The 18923-nt window shown below is 61.2% G+C and carries 15 protein-coding genes; 10 read left to right on the forward strand and 5 right to left on the reverse strand.

From position 1 onward, the window contains the following. The first annotated feature begins 68 nt into the window (after nt 1–68). Nucleotides 69–1115, forward strand: coding sequence for a dihydroorotase (gene pyrC, locus AA098_RS21990; protein ID WP_003254943.1), 1047 nt, complete (start codon nt 69–71; stop codon nt 1113–1115). A 59-nt stretch (nt 1116–1174) separates the two neighbouring features. Next, nucleotides 1175–1786, forward strand: a complete 612-nt coding sequence (rnt, locus tag AA098_RS21995; protein WP_010952252.1) for a ribonuclease T — start codon at nt 1175–1177, stop codon at nt 1784–1786. Between the two features lie 97 nt (nt 1787–1883). On the opposite strand, the gene AA098_RS22000 is transcribed toward rnt, so the two are convergent. Then, on the reverse strand, nt 1884–2486 hold the full coding sequence (locus AA098_RS22000; RefSeq protein ID WP_003254945.1) for a peroxiredoxin: 603 nt from the start codon (nt 2484–2486) through the stop codon (nt 1884–1886). Between the two features lie 224 nt (nt 2487–2710). On the opposite strand from AA098_RS22000, the gene AA098_RS22010 reads away from it, so the two are divergent. Together AA098_RS22010 and bfr are read left to right on the forward strand one after the other, a co-directional pair. Continuing rightward, nucleotides 2711–2929, forward strand: a complete 219-nt coding sequence (locus AA098_RS22010) for a bacterioferritin-associated ferredoxin (protein WP_003254947.1) — start codon at nt 2711–2713, stop codon at nt 2927–2929. 199 nt (nt 2930–3128) lie between these two features. Continuing rightward, complete coding sequence (gene bfr / locus AA098_RS22015) at nt 3129–3602, forward strand: bacterioferritin (protein WP_003254948.1); 474 nt, start codon at nt 3129–3131, stop codon at nt 3600–3602. Between the two features lie 57 nt (nt 3603–3659). Here the strand turns inward: bfr and grxD are convergent, their stop codons facing one another. Continuing rightward, complete coding sequence (gene grxD / locus AA098_RS22020) at nt 3660–3995, reverse strand: Grx4 family monothiol glutaredoxin (protein WP_003254949.1); 336 nt, start codon at nt 3993–3995, stop codon at nt 3660–3662. A 91-nt stretch (nt 3996–4086) separates the two neighbouring features. Further along, a complete protein-coding gene (locus AA098_RS22025) occupies nt 4087–6195 on the reverse strand; it encodes a molybdopterin-dependent oxidoreductase (protein WP_004575665.1) in 2109 nt (702 codons plus the stop codon). Between the two features lie 373 nt (nt 6196–6568). Between AA098_RS22025 and argF the strand changes: the two genes are divergently transcribed. Both argF and AA098_RS22035 read left to right on the forward strand, forming a co-directional pair. Further along, nucleotides 6569–7489, forward strand: a complete 921-nt coding sequence (gene argF / locus AA098_RS22030) for an ornithine carbamoyltransferase (RefSeq protein WP_003254953.1) — start codon at nt 6569–6571, stop codon at nt 7487–7489. Next, nucleotides 7486–8595, forward strand: a complete 1110-nt coding sequence (locus AA098_RS22035; protein ID WP_003254955.1) for an ABC transporter ATP-binding protein — start codon at nt 7486–7488, stop codon at nt 8593–8595. Before argF ends, AA098_RS22035 begins: the two co-directional genes overlap by 4 nt. 37 nt (nt 8596–8632) lie before the next feature. On the opposite strand, the gene ybaK is transcribed toward AA098_RS22035, so the two are convergent. Continuing rightward, on the reverse strand, nt 8633–9103 hold the full coding sequence (gene ybaK, locus AA098_RS22040) for a Cys-tRNA(Pro) deacylase (protein WP_064615002.1): 471 nt from the start codon (nt 9101–9103) through the stop codon (nt 8633–8635). Nucleotides 9104–9405: 302 nt separating this feature from the next. On the opposite strand from ybaK, the gene AA098_RS22045 reads away from it, so the two are divergent. The 4 genes from AA098_RS22045 to glpD all read left to right on the forward strand — a co-directional run bounded on the left by AA098_RS22045 (nt 9406) and on the right by glpD (nt 14500). Beyond that, nucleotides 9406–10257 (forward strand): MIP/aquaporin family protein, encoded by an 852-nt coding sequence (locus AA098_RS22045; protein ID WP_003254959.1) that lies wholly within the window; start codon nt 9406–9408, stop codon nt 10255–10257. A 51-nt stretch (nt 10258–10308) separates the two neighbouring features. Next, nucleotides 10309–11808, forward strand: coding sequence for a glycerol kinase GlpK (glpK, locus tag AA098_RS22050; protein ID WP_004575666.1), 1500 nt, complete (start codon nt 10309–10311; stop codon nt 11806–11808). 101 nt (nt 11809–11909) lie between these two features. Continuing rightward, a complete protein-coding gene (gene glpR, locus AA098_RS22055) occupies nt 11910–12665 on the forward strand; it encodes a DNA-binding transcriptional repressor GlpR (protein ID WP_003254962.1) in 756 nt (251 codons plus the stop codon). Nucleotides 12666–12961: 296 nt separating this feature from the next. Beyond that, on the forward strand, nt 12962–14500 hold the full coding sequence (gene glpD, locus AA098_RS22060; RefSeq protein ID WP_003254964.1) for a glycerol-3-phosphate dehydrogenase: 1539 nt from the start codon (nt 12962–12964) through the stop codon (nt 14498–14500). 27 nt (nt 14501–14527) lie between these two features. Here glpD and AA098_RS22065 read toward each other — a convergent pair whose 3' ends face one another. After that, the gene (locus AA098_RS22065) at nt 14528–18850 is read right to left on the reverse strand and encodes an NEL-type E3 ubiquitin ligase domain-containing protein (protein WP_060546184.1); all 4323 of its coding nucleotides are present in this window, start codon (nt 18848–18850) and stop codon (nt 14528–14530) included. Between the last annotated feature and the right edge of the window lie 73 nt (nt 18851–18923).

Here is an 18923-nt window from a genome sequence, read left to right on the forward strand (position 1 = left end):
ATAGCCGTGCTCGCCCCGGGGTTTTCCGGTAGGATTGGGGCTTGAGTTCGACCCGCCTGGAATCCCCAATGTCCGATCGCCTGACCCTCCTGCGCCCCGACGACTGGCACATCCATCTGCGCGATGGTGCCGTCCTGCCCCACACCGTTGGCGACGTGGCGCGTACCTTCGCCCGTGCCATCATCATGCCCAACCTCGTGCCGCCGGTGCGCAATGCCACCGAGGCCGGCGCCTACCGTGAGCGCATTCTGGCTGCCCGCCCGGCCGGCAGCCGCTTCGAGCCGCTGATGGTGCTGTACCTCACCGACAACATCAGCCCCGAGGACATCCGCGCGGCCAAGGCCAGCGGTTTCGTGTACGCCGCCAAGTTGTACCCGGCCGGCGCCACCACCAACTCCGATTCCGGCGTGACCAGCATCGACAACATCTTCCCGGCCATAGAGGCAATGGCGGAAGTGGGCATGCCGCTGCTGGTGCATGGCGAAGTGACCCGCAGCGAGATCGACGTGTTCGACCGCGAGAAGCGCTTCATCGACGAGCACATGCGCCGTGTGGTCGAGCGCTTCCCGACGCTGAAAGTGGTGTTCGAACACATCACCACCAGCGATGCCGCGCAGTTCGTCACCGAGGCCCCGGCCAACGTGGGTGCGACCATCACCGCCCAGCACCTGCTGTACAACCGCAACCACATGCTGGTCGGCGGCATTCGCCCGCACTTCTACTGCCTGCCGATCCTCAAGCGCAACACCCACCAGGTGGCCTTGCTGGACGCAGCCACCAGCGGCAATCCGAAGTTCTTCCTCGGCACCGACTCGGCACCTCATGCCCGTCACGCCAAGGAAGCAGCCTGCGGTTGCGCGGGTTGCTACACCGCCTATGCGGCCATCGAGATGTACGCCGAAGCGTTCGAGCAGCGTAACGCGCTGGACAAGCTGGAAGGCTTCGCCAGCCTGCACGGCCCGGCCTTCTATGGCCTGCCGGCGAACACCGACACCATTACCCTGGTCCGCGAAGAATGGACCGCTCCGGAAAGCCTGCCATTTGGCGAGCAAACCGTAGTCCCGCTGCGCGCTGGCGAAAAACTGCGCTGGCGCCTGCTGGAGAAAAACGCGTGAGCGAAGACCTTTACGAAGACGACCTGGACACCCAAGGCAGCAGCGGTCCTCGCCATCCGATGGCCGAGCGCTTCCGCGGCTATCTGCCGGTCGTGGTGGATGTTGAAACCGGTGGTTTCAACAGCGCTACCGATGCATTGCTGGAAATTGCCGCCGTCACCATCGGCATGGACGAGAAAGGCTTCCTGTTCCCCGAACATACCTACTTCCACCGCGTGGAGCCGTTCGAGGGCGCCAACATCGAGCCGGCCGCACTTGAGTTCACCGGGATCAAGCTGGACCACCCGCTGCGCATGGCGGTCAGCGAGGAAAGCGCGATGACCGACATCTTCCGCGGCGTGCGCAAGGCACTCAAGGCCAACGGCTGCAAGCGGGCGATTCTGGTCGGCCACAACAGCAGCTTCGACCTGGGTTTCCTCAATGCAGCAGTGGCGCGCAATGACCTGAAGCGCAACCCGTTCCACCCGTTCTCCAGCTTCGACACCGCCACCCTGGCGGGCCTGGCGTATGGCCAGACCGTGCTGGCACGAGCCTGCCAGAGCGCCGACATCGATTTCGACGGGCGTGAGGCGCACTCGGCACGTTATGACACCGAGAAAACCGCTGAGCTGTTCTGCGGCATCGTCAACCGCTGGAAAGAAATGGGCGGCTGGCGCGATTTCAACGATTGATCTGCCAAAAGCATTCGCGAGCGCGTCCGTAAGAGACCTGCACAGTGAGGCATAAAAAAACCGGCCACGAAGGCCGGTTTTTTCATGCACGCAGCAATTACAGCTTGCCAGCGTTCTCGCTCAGGTAGGCAGCAACGCCTTCAGGCGAAGCGTTCATGCCCTTGTCGCCTTTTTTCCAGTTGGCAGGGCACACTTCGCCGTGCTCTTCGTGGAACTGCAGAGCGTCGACCAGACGCAGCAGCTCGTCCATGTTACGGCCCAGTGGCAGGTCGTTGACGATCTGCGAACGGACAACACCGTTGGTATCGATCAGGAAGGCACCACGGAAGGCCACGCCGCCTTCGGACTCGACGTCGTAGGCTTTGCAGATTTCGTGGGTCATGTCGGCAGCCAGGGTGTACTTCACCTGACCGATGCCGCCGTTGTTGACCGGGGTGTTACGCCAGGCGTTGTGGGTGAAGTGCGAGTCGATCGACACGCCGATCACTTCCACGTTGCGCGCCTGGAAGTCAGGGATGCGGTTGTCCAGGGCGATCAGCTCGGACGGGCAGACGAAGGTGAAGTCCAGCGGGTAGAAGAACACCAGGCCGTACTTGCCCTTGATGGCCGAGGCCAGGTTGAAGCTATCGACGATCTCGCCATTGCCCAGCACGGCCGGAACGGTGAAATCGGGGGCTTTCTTACCAACGAGTACGCTCATTGTAATCTCCTGATGAGGGTGAAAAACCGTTTGCCGGGCCAGACGGGCTTGCCCGACATCCAACAAAGGCCGACCATCATACACGGCTTCTCATGACAGGCCGACTCCGTCGACAAAGCGACCACCGGTCGCTCAAGCACAGCACCCTCAGAAAGATCTTTGACAAGCATTCTCATTAACATTAAGCTCCACCCCATCGACCCAACCAGCGATGGTCAGCCCTTATGTATGTGTGTCTTTGTGTCGGCGTTACCGACGGACAGATCCGCGATGCGATCTATGAAGGATGCTGCAGTTACAAGGAAGTGCGAGCCGCCACCAATGTCGCCAGCCAGTGTGGGAAATGCGCCTGCGTGGCCAAGCAGGTGGTCCGCGAGACCCTGACCGAGCTTCAGGTCAGCCAGGCGGCCTTGCCCTACCCCGTCGAATTTACCGCTGCCTGAACGCAGAATTTCAAGAACCGGACCTGGTGTCCGGTTTTTTTATGCCCGCAATTCAACAAGTTAGCGTTGCAACGCGGTTCACAAACATTCTTATTCCTATTAATTTTCACTTAGTATTCAAGAACTTAGGTTTGACACACCTAAGTATCGGGCTCAAACTTCAGTGGATTGACACACTTCTACAGGGCAGGAACCCGACATGAAAGGCGACGTAAGCGTCATCCAGCATCTCAACAAGATCCTCGGAAACGAGCTGGTCGCGATCAACCAGTACTTCCTGCACGCACGCATGTACGAAGATTGGGGGCTGAACAAACTCGGCAAGCACGAGTACAAAGAATCCATCGATGAAATGAAGCACGCTGACAAACTGATCAAGCGTATTTTGTTCCTCGAAGGTATTCCTAACGTTCAGGACCTGGGCAAACTGCTGATCGGCGAGCACACCAAGGAAATGCTCGAGTGTGACCTGAAGATTGAACAGCAAGGCCTGGTCGACCTGAAGGCCGCCATCGCCCATTGTGAAACCGCTGGCGACTTCGGCTCGCGTGACGTGCTCGAAGATATCCTCGAGTCCGAGGAAGAACACATCGACTGGCTGGAAACCCAACTGGGGCTGATCGACAAGATCGGTATCGAGAACTACCTGCAGTCGCAGATGGGCGAAGAGTAACTATTCGCCCCATAAAAAAACCCGCTGATCGCGGGTTCTTTTATGCTTGCCGGAAGATCAGGCTTCAGAAGCCTTGGCCTTGGCAGCCGCTTCCTTGATCAGGGTTTGCAGCTCACCCTTCTCGAACATTTCCAGCATGATGTCGCTGCCGCCAACCAGCTCACCGGCTACCCACAGTTGCGGGAAGGTCGGCCAGTTGGCGTATTTTGGCAGGTTGGCGCGAATTTCCGGGTTCTGCAGGATGTCGACGTAGGCGAACTTTTCGCCACAACCCATCACGGCCTGCGATGCACGCGCAGAGAAGCCGCACTGCGGGGCATTCGGCGAGCCTTTCATGTAAAGCAGAATGGTGTTGTTGGCAATCTGCTCTTTGATCGTTTCGATGATATCCATGTAGCACCTCGGCTGAACTATCCGACACAGTCGTCGGCACGGTGTCGCATTGTATCGGAAAGCCGAGCGCCGTGCTCGGCCTTGCCGTTCCTCAAGCGGCCTCGACCTGCACGGGTACGCCATTGAGCGCAGCGTTTCCGGAAACCTGGTCCCGAAAGCGCTCATCGGTCAGGTCATTGGCACTCACGCCGGGTTGCGCCTGGGCGATCTGCAGGTGCACGCCCTGACGACCATGACCATAACCATGGGGCAAGCTGACCACACCGGGCATCATGTCCTCGCAGGCCTGCACCTCGACCTCCAGTGAGCCAGTACGCGAACGGATGCGCACGCGCTGGCCATCCTGCAGTTGCCGCTGCTGCAAATCTTGCGGGTGCATCAACAACTGATGCCGTGGCTTGCCTTTTACCAGGCGATGGAAGTTGTGCATCCACGAGTTGTTGCTGCGCACATGGCGGCGCCCGATCAGCAGCAGCTCGCCCGGCACTGGGGGCGTCATTCGCGCCAGGCGGTGCAAGTCGTCCAGCAAGACCTGAGGGGCTGCTTCGACAGCCTTGCTGGCGGTCGCCAAGCGCCCAGCGAGGTTGCTGCGTAACGGCCCCAGGTCAAGCCCGTGCGGGTGATCGTCCAGTGTTGCCAGGGAGAGCTGCCAAGGCGTTGCTTCACCATAGCGCCCTTTGCGCAGGGCTTGATCAATCATCTGCGCAGGCGACCAGGTCGGCTTCAACGCCAACTCGGCACGCTGGGCAAACGCCTGGGCCAGGCCGACAAAGATCTCCCAGTCATGCAGTGCCCCCTCCGGCTTGGCCAGGATCGCCCGGTTGAAGCGCGTGACATTGCGCACTGCCAGCAAGTTGAAGGTGCTGTCGTAATGGTCGTTCTCCAGCGCTGAGGTGGAGGGCAGGATCAAGTCGGCATGGCGGGTGGTTTCGTTGATGTAGAGATCGATACTGAGCATGAACTCCAAACCCTCCAGCGCCGTATCCAGCTGGCGGCCGTTAGGCGTGGACAACACAGGGTTACCGGCAACGGTCACCAGGGCCCGCACCTGCCCTTCGCCCGGTGTTTGCATTTCCTCGGCCAGGGCAGCCACCGGCAGCTCGCCGCCGTACTCGGGCAAACCCGACACACGGCTCTGCCAGGCGTTGAAATGGCCGCCCGAGGTGGTTGCCACCAGGTCGACGGCAGGCTCCGTGCACAACGCGCCGCCTGTGCGGTCGAGGTTGCCGGTCACCAGGTTCACAAGTTGCACCAGCCAGTGGCAAAGGGTACCGAATGCTTGGGTCGAGACGCCCATGCGGCCGTAGCACACGGCCTGCCCGGCAGCGGCGAAGTCGCGTGCCAGCTGGCGAATATCCGCTGCAGCAATACCACATTGGGCGCTCACGGCCTCGGCACTGAACGGCGCAATGGCCTCGCGCACCTGCTGCAGGCCGTTGACCGGCAAGTGCGAGACCCGTGCCAGGCCCTCTTCGAACAATGTGTTGAGCAAGCCGCACAACAGGGCTGCATCACCACCGGGGCGTATGAACAAATGGCTGTCAGCCATTGCCGCCGTTTCGCTACGCCGCGGGTCAACCACCACCAGGCGCCCACCACGCGCCCGCAGGGCCTTCAGGCGCTTCTCCACGTCCGGAACAGTCATGATGCTGCCATTGGAGGCCAGCGGGTTGCCGCCAAGAATCAGCATGAACCCCGTGTGGTCGATGTCCGGAATCGGCAGCAGCAGCCCATGCCCATACATCAAGTGGCTGACCAGGTGTTGGGGCAACTGGTCCACTGAAGTGGCTGAGAAACGGTTACGGGTCTTGAGCAGGCCCAGAAAGTAGTTGCTGTGGGTCATCAAGCCGTAATTGTGCACGCTCGGGTTGCCTTGGTAGACCGCCACGGCATTGCGCCCATGGGCTTGCTGGACCGCCCACAATTTTTCGGCTGCCAGTGCGAAAGCCTCATCCCAGCCAATGGCCTGCCAATGCTCGCCGACCCGCTTGTGGGGCTGGCGCAGGCGATCCGGGTCGTTCTGAATGTCCTGCAACGCCACGGCCTTGGGGCAGACATGGCCACGGCTGAACGGGTCCATGGGGTCGCCCTTGATCGAGCTGATCAGGGCCCGCCCGTCTTCCTCATGGCTGACTTCGATGTTGAGCCCGCAGATCGCTTCGCACAGGTGACAGGCACGGTGATGCAGGGTCTTGGTCATGGCCGCCTCTGCCTTGTTGTTGTCGAACAGTGACTATGCGCCCGCCCCCGCCCCGCGGCCAGTGCGCTTCGCCGCGTGAATCCACCGACATCAGGCGCACGATTTACGACAGCCATTTGCCAAATTGCCAGCAAGCCGTGTACAACCGTCTGTAGCAAATAAAGAACAGCACGGGCCAACGGGTAAAGACACCCTTTGCAATACCCTTTGCGATCACCCCGCTTTTCCCCTCTTGGCTTCAGGCGACATTTACTTATAGTATTGCGCCTTTCCCTATTTCGTCCGCCCCGTGCGGCTTACGCCGCAGGTCACCCCCGTTGTCAAAAAAACCATACGGTCGACCTGCATACCGTTGCAGATAAGGTAGTCACTCATGAGCGCTAGGCACTTTCTCTCCCTGCTGGACTTCACCACCGACGAATTGCTCGGGGTGATCCGCCGCGGCATCGAGCTGAAGGACCTGCGCAAGCGAGGCGTGCTGTTCGAACCGCTGAAGAACCGTGTGCTGGGCATGATCTTCGAAAAGTCCTCGACCCGTACCCGCGTGTCGTTCGAGGCCGGCATGATCCAGCTCGGCGGCCAGGCCATCTTCCTGTCGCCCCGCGACACCCAGCTGGGCCGCGGCGAGCCGATTGGTGACAGCGCCATCGTGCTGTCGAGCATGGTTGATGTGGTGATGATCCGGACCCACGCCCACAGCACCCTGACCGAGTTCGCCGCCAAGTCGCGTGTGCCCGTGATCAACGGCCTGTCCGACGAATCGCACCCGTGCCAACTGCTGGCCGACATGCAGACCTTCGTTGAACACCGCGGCTCGATTCAGGGCAAGACCGTGACCTGGATCGGCGATGGCTTCAACATGTGCAACTCCTATATCGAAGCCGCCAGGCAGTTCGATTTCCAGCTGCGCATCGCCTGCCCCGAAGGCTATGAGCCGGATCAACGCTTCATGGCACTGGGCGGTGACCGCGTGCAGATCATCCGGGATGCCAGGGAAGCTGTGCGTGATGCACACCTGGTGGTCACCGATGTCTGGACTTCCATGGGTCAGGAGGAGGAAACTGCACGGCGCCTGGCGCATTTCGCGCCTTACCAGGTCACCCGCGAACTGCTCGACCTGGCTGCACCCGATGTCCTCTTCATGCACTGCCTGCCCGCCCACCGTGGCGAGGAAATCAGCCAGGACCTGCTCGACGACCCACGTTCGGTCGCCTGGGACGAGGCTGAAAACCGCCTGCATGCACAGAAGGCGCTTCTCGAATTCCTTGTAGAACCGGCTTACCACCACGCATGAGTCAACCCCTACTGCTCAACCTGCGCAACCTCGCCTGCGGCTATGGCGACCAGCGCATCGTCCAGAACCTCAACCTGCACCTGAACGCAGGCGACATCGGTTGCCTGCTGGGTTCATCCGGTTGTGGCAAGACCACCACCCTGCGTGCCATCGCCGGTTTCGAGCCGGTGCACGAAGGTGAAATCCACCTGGCCGGTGAGGTCATTTCCCGGGCTGGCTTCACCCTGGCTCCGGAAAAGCGCCGCATCGGCATGGTATTTCAGGACTACGCGCTATTCCCGCACCTGACCGTGGCGCAGAACATTGCCTTTGGTATCGCCAAACACCCACGCCAGGCCGCCGTCATCGAAGAGATGCTGGAGCTGGTCAAACTCGGCGGGCTGGGCGGGCGTTACCCGCATGAGCTGTCTGGCGGCCAGCAGCAACGTGTCGCCCTGGCCCGGGCGCTGGCGCCCGAGCCGCAACTGTTGCTGCTTGACGAGCCATTCTCCAACCTCGACGTGGAGCTGCGCCGGCGCCTGAGCCATGAGGTTCGCGATATTCTCAAAAGCCGCGGTACCAGCGCCATTCTGGTCACCCATGACCAGGAAGAAGCCTTTGCCGTCAGCGACCAGGTTGGCGTCTTCAAGGAAGGCCGCCTGGAACAGTGGGATACGCCCTATAACCTTTACCACGAACCGCAGACGCCATTCGTGGCGAGTTTCATCGGCCAGGGATACTTCATCCGTGGGCAAATGAGCAGCCACGAGGCAGTCAATACCGAAGTGGGTGAGCTGCGCGGTAACCGCGCCTACATCATGGCGCCGGGCAGTTCGGTGGATGTACTGCTGCGCCCGGATGATATCGTGCATGCACCTGGCAGCGCGCTCCTGGCAAACATCGTGGGCAAGAGTTTCCTTGGGGCATCCACGCTCTACCGCCTGCAGTTACCCACCGGCAGCCAGCTCGAAGCGATCTTCCCTAGCCATAACGACCACGAGGTCGGTGAGAATGTGGAGATTGCAGTGAAGGCCGATCACCTGGTGCTATTCCCGGTACCGGGTAGCGTTGCAGCACAGTTGCCACGCCAGGAGAATGGCGTGCGTCGATACAGTTCGGCGACTTGACTTCAGCGCCAGGGGGCCGCTTGGCGGCCCCCTGTTCTCAGCCTCGACCAATCCCGGCAAACGTGCCCTGCGTATACTCCGCCAGCACCGCCGCTGCCAGCTCCACTTCCAGGCCACGCCTGCCGGCGCTGACATGGATAGTTGCAAAATTCTGCGCGGAGTCATCAATAAAGGTCCGCAGGCGCTTCTTCTGCCCCAGCGGGCTGATGCCGCCCACCAGGTAACCGGTCGCCCGCTGCGCCGCTGCCGGGTCGGACATCTCGCACTTTTTTACCCCGGCAGCATGGGCCAGGGCCTTGAGGTCCAGGGTACCCACCACAGGCACAACCGCTACCAGCAATTCCCCTTTCTCGCTGCTTGCCAGCAACGTCTTGAACACCTGTTGCGGGTCTAGCCCGAGCTTTTCTGCCGCCTCCAGGCCATACGACGCCGACTTCGGGTCATGTTCATAACTGTGCACACGATGCTCGGCACGGTGCTTCTTCAACAAGTCTAGGGCGGGGGTCATGCAAGGGCTCCAGTCAGGGACGACTCGGCGGCTACTTTAGGACAATTCCCACATCCCAGCCACCGCACCGCAATCGCGCGCGTCTAGTACAGGGATCAGCAGCTGATTCTAGCGACCATATCGTGACTGACCGTTCACTTTCGACCTTTGACATCAGCGTTTCTTGTCTATATTTTTTCGTTTCTGAATAAGCGGTGCACTTATAAGGTGCATTTCCTACATCACCCGGGGTCAATGGGGATAGACACCGGGTTTTGCTGTCGAGCGCCACGCGCCTCACAACAAAAAAAACGAGGTCATACATGACGACTGCTCTGCGCCAACCCACACTGTCCAGCCAATGCCTGGCCGAGTTTCTCGGCACCGCCCTGCTCATCTTCTTCGGTACCGGCTGCGTCGCCGCGCTCAAGGTGGCCGGCGCCAGCTTCGGGCTTTGGGAAATCAGTATCATCTGGGGCGTGGGCGTCAGCATGGCCATCTACCTCACCGCCGGTATTTCCGGTGCGCACCTGAACCCAGCCGTGAGTATCGCCCTCACACTGTTCGCAGGGTTCGACAAGCGCAAGCTGCCCTTCTACATGCTGGCCCAGGTATGCGGCGCATTCTGTGGCGCAGCACTGGTCTACACGCTATACAGCAATCTGTTCTTCGATTTCGAACAAGCCCACGCCATGCTGCGCGGTAGCGAAGGCAGCCTGGAGCTGGCCTCGGTGTTCTCCACCTACCCGCACCCGTCGCTGTCCACCAGCCAGGCGTTTCTGGTCGAAGTGGTGATCACTGCCATTCTGATGGCCGTGATCATGGCCCTGACCGACGACAACAACGGCCTGCCGCGCGGCGCCATGGCCCCGCTGCTGATCGGCCTGCTGATTGCAGTGATTGGCAGCGCCATGGGCCCATTGACTGGCTTTGCGATGAACCCGGCCCGCGATTTCGGGCCAAAACTCATGACCTTCCTGGCCGGTTGGGGCGAAATCGCCTTCACTGGCGGGCGGGATATTCCCTATTTCCTGGTTCCGGTATTTGCACCGATCCTTGGCGCCTGCTTGGGTGCAGCGAGCTATCGCGGCCTGATTGCACGCAACCTGCCAATGGCGCCTGCCGCGACCCCTGAGACAAATGACATTCGCCAGGGCGATACTCAAGCCAATTGATGCCGCCATCACGCACAGCCCTGACCCCCTATTCTTGCAAGGCCTACGACCATGACAGACACCCAGGATAAGAACTACATCATCGCCCTGGACCAGGGTACCACCAGCTCACGGGCGATCATTTTCGACCGTGACGCCAATGTTGTAGGTACCTCCCAGCGCGAGTTCGCACAGCATTACCCGCAGGCGGGCTGGGTCGAGCATGACCCGATGGAGATTTTCGCCACACAAAGCGCCACCATGGTCGAGGCCCTTGCCCAGGCGGGTATCAGCCACGCCCAGGTCGCTGCGCTGGGCATCACCAACCAACGCGAAACCACGGTGGTGTGGGACAAGGAAACCGGACGCCCGGTGTACAACGCCATTGTCTGGCAGTGCCGCCGCAGCACCGAGATTTGTGCCCAGCTCAAGCGTGACGGCCACGAAGGCTACATTCGTGAAACCACCGGCCTGGTTACCGACCCGTATTTCTCCGGCACCAAGCTGAAGTGGATCCTCGACAATGTCGACGGCGCCCGTGAACGCGCCGAGCGTGGCGAACTGCTGTTCGGCACCATCGACACCTGGCTGATCTGGAAGTTTACGGGTGGCAAGGTTCACGTCACCGACTACACCAACGCCTCCCGCACGCTGATGTTCAACATCCACAGCCTGCAGTGGGACGACAAGCTGCTGCAAATCCTGGGCATCCCGCGGCAAATGCTGCCTGAGGTGCGCCCATCTTCGGAAGTGTACGGCCACACCAAGAGCGGCATTGCCATTGCCGGTATCGCCGGCGACCAGCAGTCGGCACTGTTCGGCCAGATGTGCGTTGAGCCGGGTCAAGCCAAGAATACCTACGGCACCGGCTGCTTCCTGTTGATGAACACGGGCGACCAGGCGGTGAAGTCGTCCCACGGCCTGCTCACGACCATTGCCTGCGGCCCGCGTGGTGAGGTGGCCTATGCACTGGAAGGTGCGGTATTCAATGGTGGCTCTACCGTGCAATGGTTGCGTGACGAACTGAAGATCGTCAACGACGCCCTGGATACCGAGTATTTCGCCAGCAAGGTCAAGGACAGCAACGGCGTGTACCTGGTGCCCGCCTTTACCGGCCTGGGTGCCCCGTATTGGGACCCGTATGCCCGCGGTGCATTGTTCGGCCTGACACGTGGTGTAAAGGTGGACCACATCATTCGCGCCGCACTGGAGTCCATCGCCTACCAGACCCGCGATGTCCTCGACGCCATGCAGCAGGACTGTGGCCAGCGCTTGTCCGAGCTGCGCGTGGACGGTGGTGCAGTGGCCAACAACTTCCTCATGCAGTTCCAGGCCGACATCCTCGGCACCTGCGTCGAGCGGCCGCAGATGCGCGAAACCACGGCGCTGGGCGCCGCCTATCTGGCAGGCCTGGCCTGTGGCTTCTGGAGTGGCCTGGACGAGCTGCGCGACAAGGCGATCATCGAGCGTGAGTTCAGCCCGCAGTTGGACGAAACGCAGAAAGAAAAGCTGTATGCCGGCTGGAAGAAGGCGGTCGAGCGTACCCGTGATTGGGAAGATCACGAGGCATGATAGCTGTTGGGGCCGCCATGCGGCCCCAATCGTCCACTGGCCGTCATCCCCTTCCTACGGCATCATTGCAGAATTTGTCCGGCAGCCCCAAAGGACCGCCCATGAATCTGCCCCCTCGCCAACAACAAATCCTCGAACTGGTACGCGAACGCGGCTATGTCAGTATCGAGGAAATGGCGCAGCTGTTCGTTGTCACTCCCCAGACCATCCGACGCGACATCAACCAGCTTGCCGAGCTCAACCTGCTGCGTCGTTATCACGGCGGCGCGGCTTACGATTCGAGCATCGAGAACACCGCCTACGCCATGCGTGCCGACCAGATGCGCGACGAAAAGCAGCGCATTGCCGACGCCGTAGCCCGGCAGATTCCCGACCATGCGTCGCTGTTCATCAACATCGGCACCACCACCGAATCGATCGCACGGGCGCTGCTCAACCACAACCACCTGAAAGTCATCACCAACAACTTGCACGTGGCGGCGATCCTGGCCGCCAAGGACGATTTCGAAGTGCTGGTGGCGGGTGGCACGGTACGCCGTGATGGTGGTGTAGTCGGCCAGGCCAGTGTCGATTTCATTAACCAGTTCAAGGTCGACTTCGCCCTGGTGGGCATCAGCGGTATCGACGAGGATGGCAGCCTGCTCGATTTCGACTATCAGGAAGTGCGGGTGTCGCAAGCCATCATCGCCAATGCCCGGCAAGTGATCCTCGCGGCCGATTCCAGCAAGTTCGGGCGCAATGCCATGGTGCGTCTGGGCTCGATCGACCTGGTCGACTGCCTGGTGACCGACCAGACACCAACCCCAACCCTGACCCAATTGTTGAACCAGAACAAGATCAGGCTTGAGGTGGTTTGAGGGCTGGTGGGTGCATGCCGCCAGATGTGTGGCGGCCGTGAGATCAAGTGCGGCCCGCGCGGCGCATCGCGAGCGTGGCTCGCGCCTGCATCGGTTTCGGGCCAGTTATGCCTGAGACAGCGCCCCCCCCATAACCAAAGCCACCCCCTAAATTTTCGGAAATGTTCACTTCGTTGTCATTTGATCAGTTTTTTCTATAGAGACTGACTGGCGACCGGCTTTCTGTTGCGCTAATATTTTCGCAAACGAACATCAATGTTCATATTCGATGTGAACAGCCCCAGGAGGCCTTGCCCGTGTCCCAGCCAGTTTCGTCCCAGCCCCCAACAGCCGACTGCTATGACCTTGTCGTGATCGGCGGTGGCATCAATGGCGTGGGCATCGCTGCCGACGCCGCTGGTCGCGGCTTGAAGGTCTTCCTTTGCGAAAAAGACGACCTGGCCCAACACACGTCGTCAGCCAGCAGCAAACTGATTCACGGTGGCCTGCGCTACCTGGAGCACTACGAGTTTCGCCTCGTACGCGAGGCCTTGGCTGAACGCGAAGTGCTGCTGGCCAAGGCCCCGCACATCGTCAAACCTATGCGCTTCGTGCTTCCGCACCGCCCGCACCTGCGCCCTGCATGGATGATCCGCGCCGGCCTGTTCCTCTACGACCACCTGGGCAAGCGCAAGCGCCTGGGCGCCTCGCGTAGCCTGCGCTTCGGCCCGGGCTACCCGCTGAAGCCGGCAATCACCCGCGGCTTCGAATACGCCGACTGCGCTGTCGATGACGCCCGCCTGGTAGTACTCAACGCCATGGCGGCCCGTGAGCTGGGCGCACACATCCACACCCGCACCCGCTGCTTGCGCGCCGAACGTGTAGAGGGCTTGTGGCAGGTAGAGCTGCAGCACGCCGACGGCAGCCTCCAGACGATCCATACCCGCGCGCTGGTCAACGCTGCCGGCCCGTGGGTGGCCAGCTTCATCAAGGACGACCTCAAGCTCGATGCGCCTTACGGCATCCGCCTGATCCAGGGCAGCCACATTATCGTGCCGCGCCTGTATGAAGGTGAACATGCCTACATTCTGCAGAATGAAGACCAGCGCATCGTCTTCTGCATCCCGTACCTGGACCGCTTTACCCTGATCGGCACCACTGACCGGGAATACAGCGGCGACCCGGCCGCGGTCGCCATTACCGAGCAGGAAACACATTACCTGTTGAAGGTCGTCAACGAGCACTTCAACCACCAACTGAGCCAAGCCGACATCCTGCATACCTACTCCGGCGTTCGGCCGCTGTGCAACGACGAGTCGGACAACCCTTCGGCGGTGACCCGGGACTACACACTCGCCCTTTCGGCAGAAGCTGGCCAGGCACCGCTGCTGTCGGTGTTCGGTGGCAAGCTCACCACCTACCGCAAGCTGGCCGAATCGGCCATGGCTGAACTCAAGCCCTTCTTCACCCAGATGCGCGGCCCCTGGACCGCCAGTGCGCCACTGCCGGGCGCAGAGGGCATGACAACGGTACAGGCGCTGATCGATGCCGTACTGGCACGTTGCGGCTGGTTGCCTGTAGACCTGGCCAAACGCTGGGTGCTCACCTATGGCAGCCGTGTGTGGCGACTGCTCGATGGCGTTCACGGCCCCGAAGACCTCGGGCAGGCTATCGGGGCCGGGCTGTTCACCCGCGAGGTGGACTACCTGCTGGAAGAGGAATGGGCAGAGCAAACCGCTGACATTATCTGGCGTCGCACCAAGCTGGGCCTGTCGCTGACCGCACAGGAGCAGATGGCCCTGGAGGCGTATCTGCAGCAAGCCCGCAAGGTGCGCGCGAATAGCCGCGCAGCCTGATACCGACGGTGAAGCCCTCTTGATCCGTCAAGGGGGCGTATTCGCCCAGCGCTCGTAGGCTTCACGCGCCAACCGCGCCAGCAATGCCCGCTCGCTGCGATCGAAATCAGCCTTCAGTGCTTCACAGCGTTGCAGAAACTCGTTTTCGCTGATCACTTGCTCATCTACCTGAGCCTGCAGGGCCTCCATCCGCTGGTGCAGTGGCTGTACCAGGTCTTCAAATCGCTGCGCATGAAACTCGCGCGCGTATTGCTCCCAGAAAGGCCGCTGTGCCAACGAGGCAATCAGGGCATCCGTCGACTCATTTTGCAGAACCGCGTCCTGGACCCGCAGCAGGTCGCTGGTGGTTACGTTTGCAAAACTTGGGTAGTGCATTTCGTCGAGCTCGATCGGCAAGCCCAGCGGACGCGCAAGCCGCTGTCGGTAAAAAAGCCTTGTCTCGATTTCATCGATATGTGGGGCGTGCTCGGCATGCATGCGTTGCACGTGCAACGTCGCGTGGCGGTCGACCTCGTCCAGGCGAAACAAACCACGCGCAAGGCTCAGCAAACGAGCTTCCATCCGGCTGCCATGAGCATCTTCGACGGCGCGCAGTACCAAAACCCCAATTTCCATCTGCTCCAGCAACAGCAGCAGGCGGTCCTCACAACTGCGCCGGCCAGATGCCTCAAGAAACAATTGATGACGCAACTGCTCGTGCTGCTCACACGTTTCCAGAATCCGCCAGATTCGGCTGCGGTAATGCCCAGGGTGCTGTTCAAAGTCCTCGCCGTGGACGAAGTCTGCCAGAAAGCGGAACATTCCATCTGAATGCGGTTCCTCAAGCAGCGCTGTCCATATGGTCTGCTGGCGATCACGTTCAGCGTCGGCTGTGCTGTTGGCCCAGGTATTGAACAGGTCACTGTCAATGGCGCGATGGCGTGCGGACGCTGACCCCCACTGGCCCGGGGCCACACCTCGTGCCTCATCGAGCAGCAATGCGTCAGCTTCGCCAAGTGGGTTATCGTGCAAGGACAACTGGTGCACCTGCAGGCGCAGCTGCTGCAACTCTCGGCGCAGTGTGCGAATGTTGTTGTTACGCACGTCCACATGGGCACGAAATGAAATCTGCTCAGGCAACGCCTCCAGGCCGGCAGAGCGCAAGTTGACTTCACGCAAATTGCCCAGGCGCGTCAGTACCGGCGCCCTTCCCAACGGGTTGTGGCTGAGGTCCAGGTACCGCAGCGCACTCATCCCGGCAAGACGCAATTCACCGGCCTCATCCATTATCACGCTGTTGCGGCGCAGGTTTAGCTGCCGCAGGCGGGGCATATGTTCAATGCCGTGAGGGATCGCAGTCAGGCGATTGCCGGACAGGTCGAGCTCAATCAGGTTGGGAAAGCGTCGAAGAAAGTCCGCATTGATTTCACCAAGGCCCAGGTCACTGAGGATCAGCCGTCGCACATGATCAAAGCTCACCCCCTCCGGTAATTCGGGCAGACTCCCGATACGCTCTCCCCTGATGATCAGCGCGTAGTCCCCGGCCTCGTCGGTTATCTTGCGCCGCCAGCTTCGCCGTACGGCAGTAGCGACCCGACGGCGGCGCAGCGCGTCCAGTGGGTTACTGGCATCCCTGCGCCACTGGCGCAGGCTCTGACGCAGGCGCGCCAACTGCCCCGTCAGCTGGCTGTAGTGCTCCCACAACCCTACTCGCCGCTCCATGAGGTCAAGCAGATAGGCTTGTAGCTCCCCGTCTGTCATCGTCGGAAACACTTGGTGAATACCACGCCCTATGGCACGCCGACTGCTCTCGCCTCGCCCACTCAAGGCATACCCGATACGCCCATCTCCAAAACGGGTCGGGGGTCGAAGGCCAACGCCCAGGCGGGGCATGCCACAGAGCTCAGCCGCTTGGGTGCGATCCCCGGCAGCGGCCTCGATCAACAACGAGCCCAGGGCGCCTGGACTGACAGCGGCATCGCCGAGATCGGCTGTCTGCGTCTCATCCAGCGCAGCCAACAGTGCCGCCAGGTAGGGGCCGGATGTGCCTTGACCGGCGTAGCGGTAGCCGTCGCCGCGGCGCACGATACACCGTACATCCTGCGCAGACTCTGCGCCGATACCGGCCAGATACCGGCCACTCGGGCTACCTTCGCGCAGTTCGATGCGCAGGGTGTCCGGCCATTTCAGCTGACGCTCGAGCAAGCCCAAAGCCAGGCGTTCGGTGTCCGGATTGACGCAACGCGGCAGGCGCAAACCGGCACAGGCCCTGTCCAGACGGCTTTCGCGCAGCGACCATCGTGCACGCTCGGCCACTGCCAAAGGGATCCGCTGCGCGGTGCTGAGTGTATCGAGCTGCGCACCGCTGCATTGCTGAAGCAGCTCACGGGTACAGCGAGCCGACAGGCCGGGGAAAGTGCGCCGCAATATCCGCTCGATGCCATTGGGCTGCACTTGCCGATCAGCAACGTACTGCGCCAGTCGCGGCGCGCTGAAGTCCGGGTGTAACTCATGTGCCTGATAAAGCTCCAGGGCATCGAGCAACCGTGCAGGTGCGCCCATGTGCTCAACGTGCAAACGGCGAATCTGCGCTTCACTCAGCCCTGTCACCTGGAGCAGGTAGTCGCATGTCGGTTCCGGTAGCTCTGCCAGGGGCGTACTCAAACGGCGTACCAGATTGGCCCGCCCTTCCCAGTATTGGGGAGCTTCCAGTTCATGGCGCCAGCCGCCGGCGCCATTCTGCTCGATCACTGGCCGGTAGGCCCTGGGGCGACCAGGGTGCAGGATCCTGGAGCGACCATCCTGCGGATCCTCCATCACCCGATAACGCCCCTCATCGAGGTGCCACAACCATTCCTGTGCGCCGACACCCCGCAACGGTTGGGCATCGTAACCGGGCAGATCCGTGGCCATGAGCCTGACCTTGCCTGCGGAGGTGCACACCGGTGCCAAGTCATCCACGAAGGCCAGACGCTCAAGGGCACGCACGGCCACTTGGCTGCCGGCTGCGATCATCCCGCCGAGCACGACATTCTCGGCAACGTTGAACAGGTGGTTCAACGCCCCTTCGCGATCACCCATGCGCCAATCTTCATACCCTTCATACACTTCGTCAGCAATCTGAACCGCATTTGCCACCAGCAGCACTTCGCCAAGCACAGGCACGAAGGCCCCCGCCACATTCAGCAAGTTCATACCCAGCTCTTTGTAGCCCTGCATGCGCGCTTCGCGGTCTTCGTCATCTTCGACATCGGTGGGCACGGCGAGCACCTTGGCGTCATCCCTGATCTTGGCAAGGTGTTGCCGGCGCAGGTGTACGAACGGTGCGTCAGTGATCGGTGCAGAACGGGCGTCGAGTTCCACCCCGGCTGCCGATGCCTGCGCGACCCGTTCGTTTAATACCCGATAGAAATTGATGCGCTGACGCTCGTTAATGAAGCGCGCGAAAAAGCGCCGATAGGCCGGCGCACGGAAGCGCTTACCGAGGTACTTGTCGAGTGCATCCCAGCTGGCATGACGGGAGACGGGCTGATGAGGGTCATCGGGTACCCAGAGCACCACCGACTCCACTGCGCCCTCAGCTGACGGACGCACTTCCAGCGTCAGCACGCCTTGAACCGGGCGGCCCAGCAGGTACAACTGTCGGGGAACCACAGTGCCAACCAGCGCAGGCACCACCGGCTTTTCGGCAATAAGCGGCAACAGAAAAAAATACGTGCGCTCGTCAATGTCCTGTTTCAACGCAGCGACCCGCATCGCCACCTCGAAATGGGCCTTGAAACTCGCTTCGAACAGCCCGTGCAAGCGGGAAACGGCCTGGCCCGGTTCATCCTCCGGGCCATCTTCAGGCTGTAGATGGTGGGTGAGCAACGCCTGGTACTTGCCCCCTGCGTCAACCTCGCGACATGCGGAGGCAAACGCGTGGAAGCTCATCGGCAGGCGGTTACCGTTGCCATCGACCAGTTCACCTTTGAGCGTGAGCCCGGGGCGTGTCTCCCTGCGATGATAGTTATGCAGCGCCGCCTCCAGCAATGACCGCCTGGAACGACGAACATAGGTGGGCCGCAGCAGCGCAGGCGAAGCGCTGGGCAGCAACAGCCGCTGCGAGACCCTTACCCTCCAGCCCGTCACGTCCGGGTTGCTGAAGCCGCTCTTGCGCAGTTTCGTTTTGAGCAACGCTGCTGCGTAGGCCTGCAAAGAAGGGATGGCCTGGAGGATCGGGCCAAGCCGCGCATTGCAGTTCGCCTGCCGCCGCAGGGCGTTTCGTAACGCATCGAGCCTTTCCGGTTGCGCGTGGTCGACTAGCCATCCAGGCAAGTTTTGGGCAATCAGGCTATCGATGGAATCGTTCGGGGGCCGGTGCGGTGACATCTGTGGAGCTCTCCAGGCAAAGAGCAGAGCACACTACGTCTGCGCCCTTGCCGCGCACTGCATAGTTACCACA

This window comes from Pseudomonas sp. JY-Q, assembly GCF_001655295.1.
GTDB lineage: Bacteria > Pseudomonadota > Gammaproteobacteria > Pseudomonadales > Pseudomonadaceae > Aquipseudomonas > Aquipseudomonas alloputida.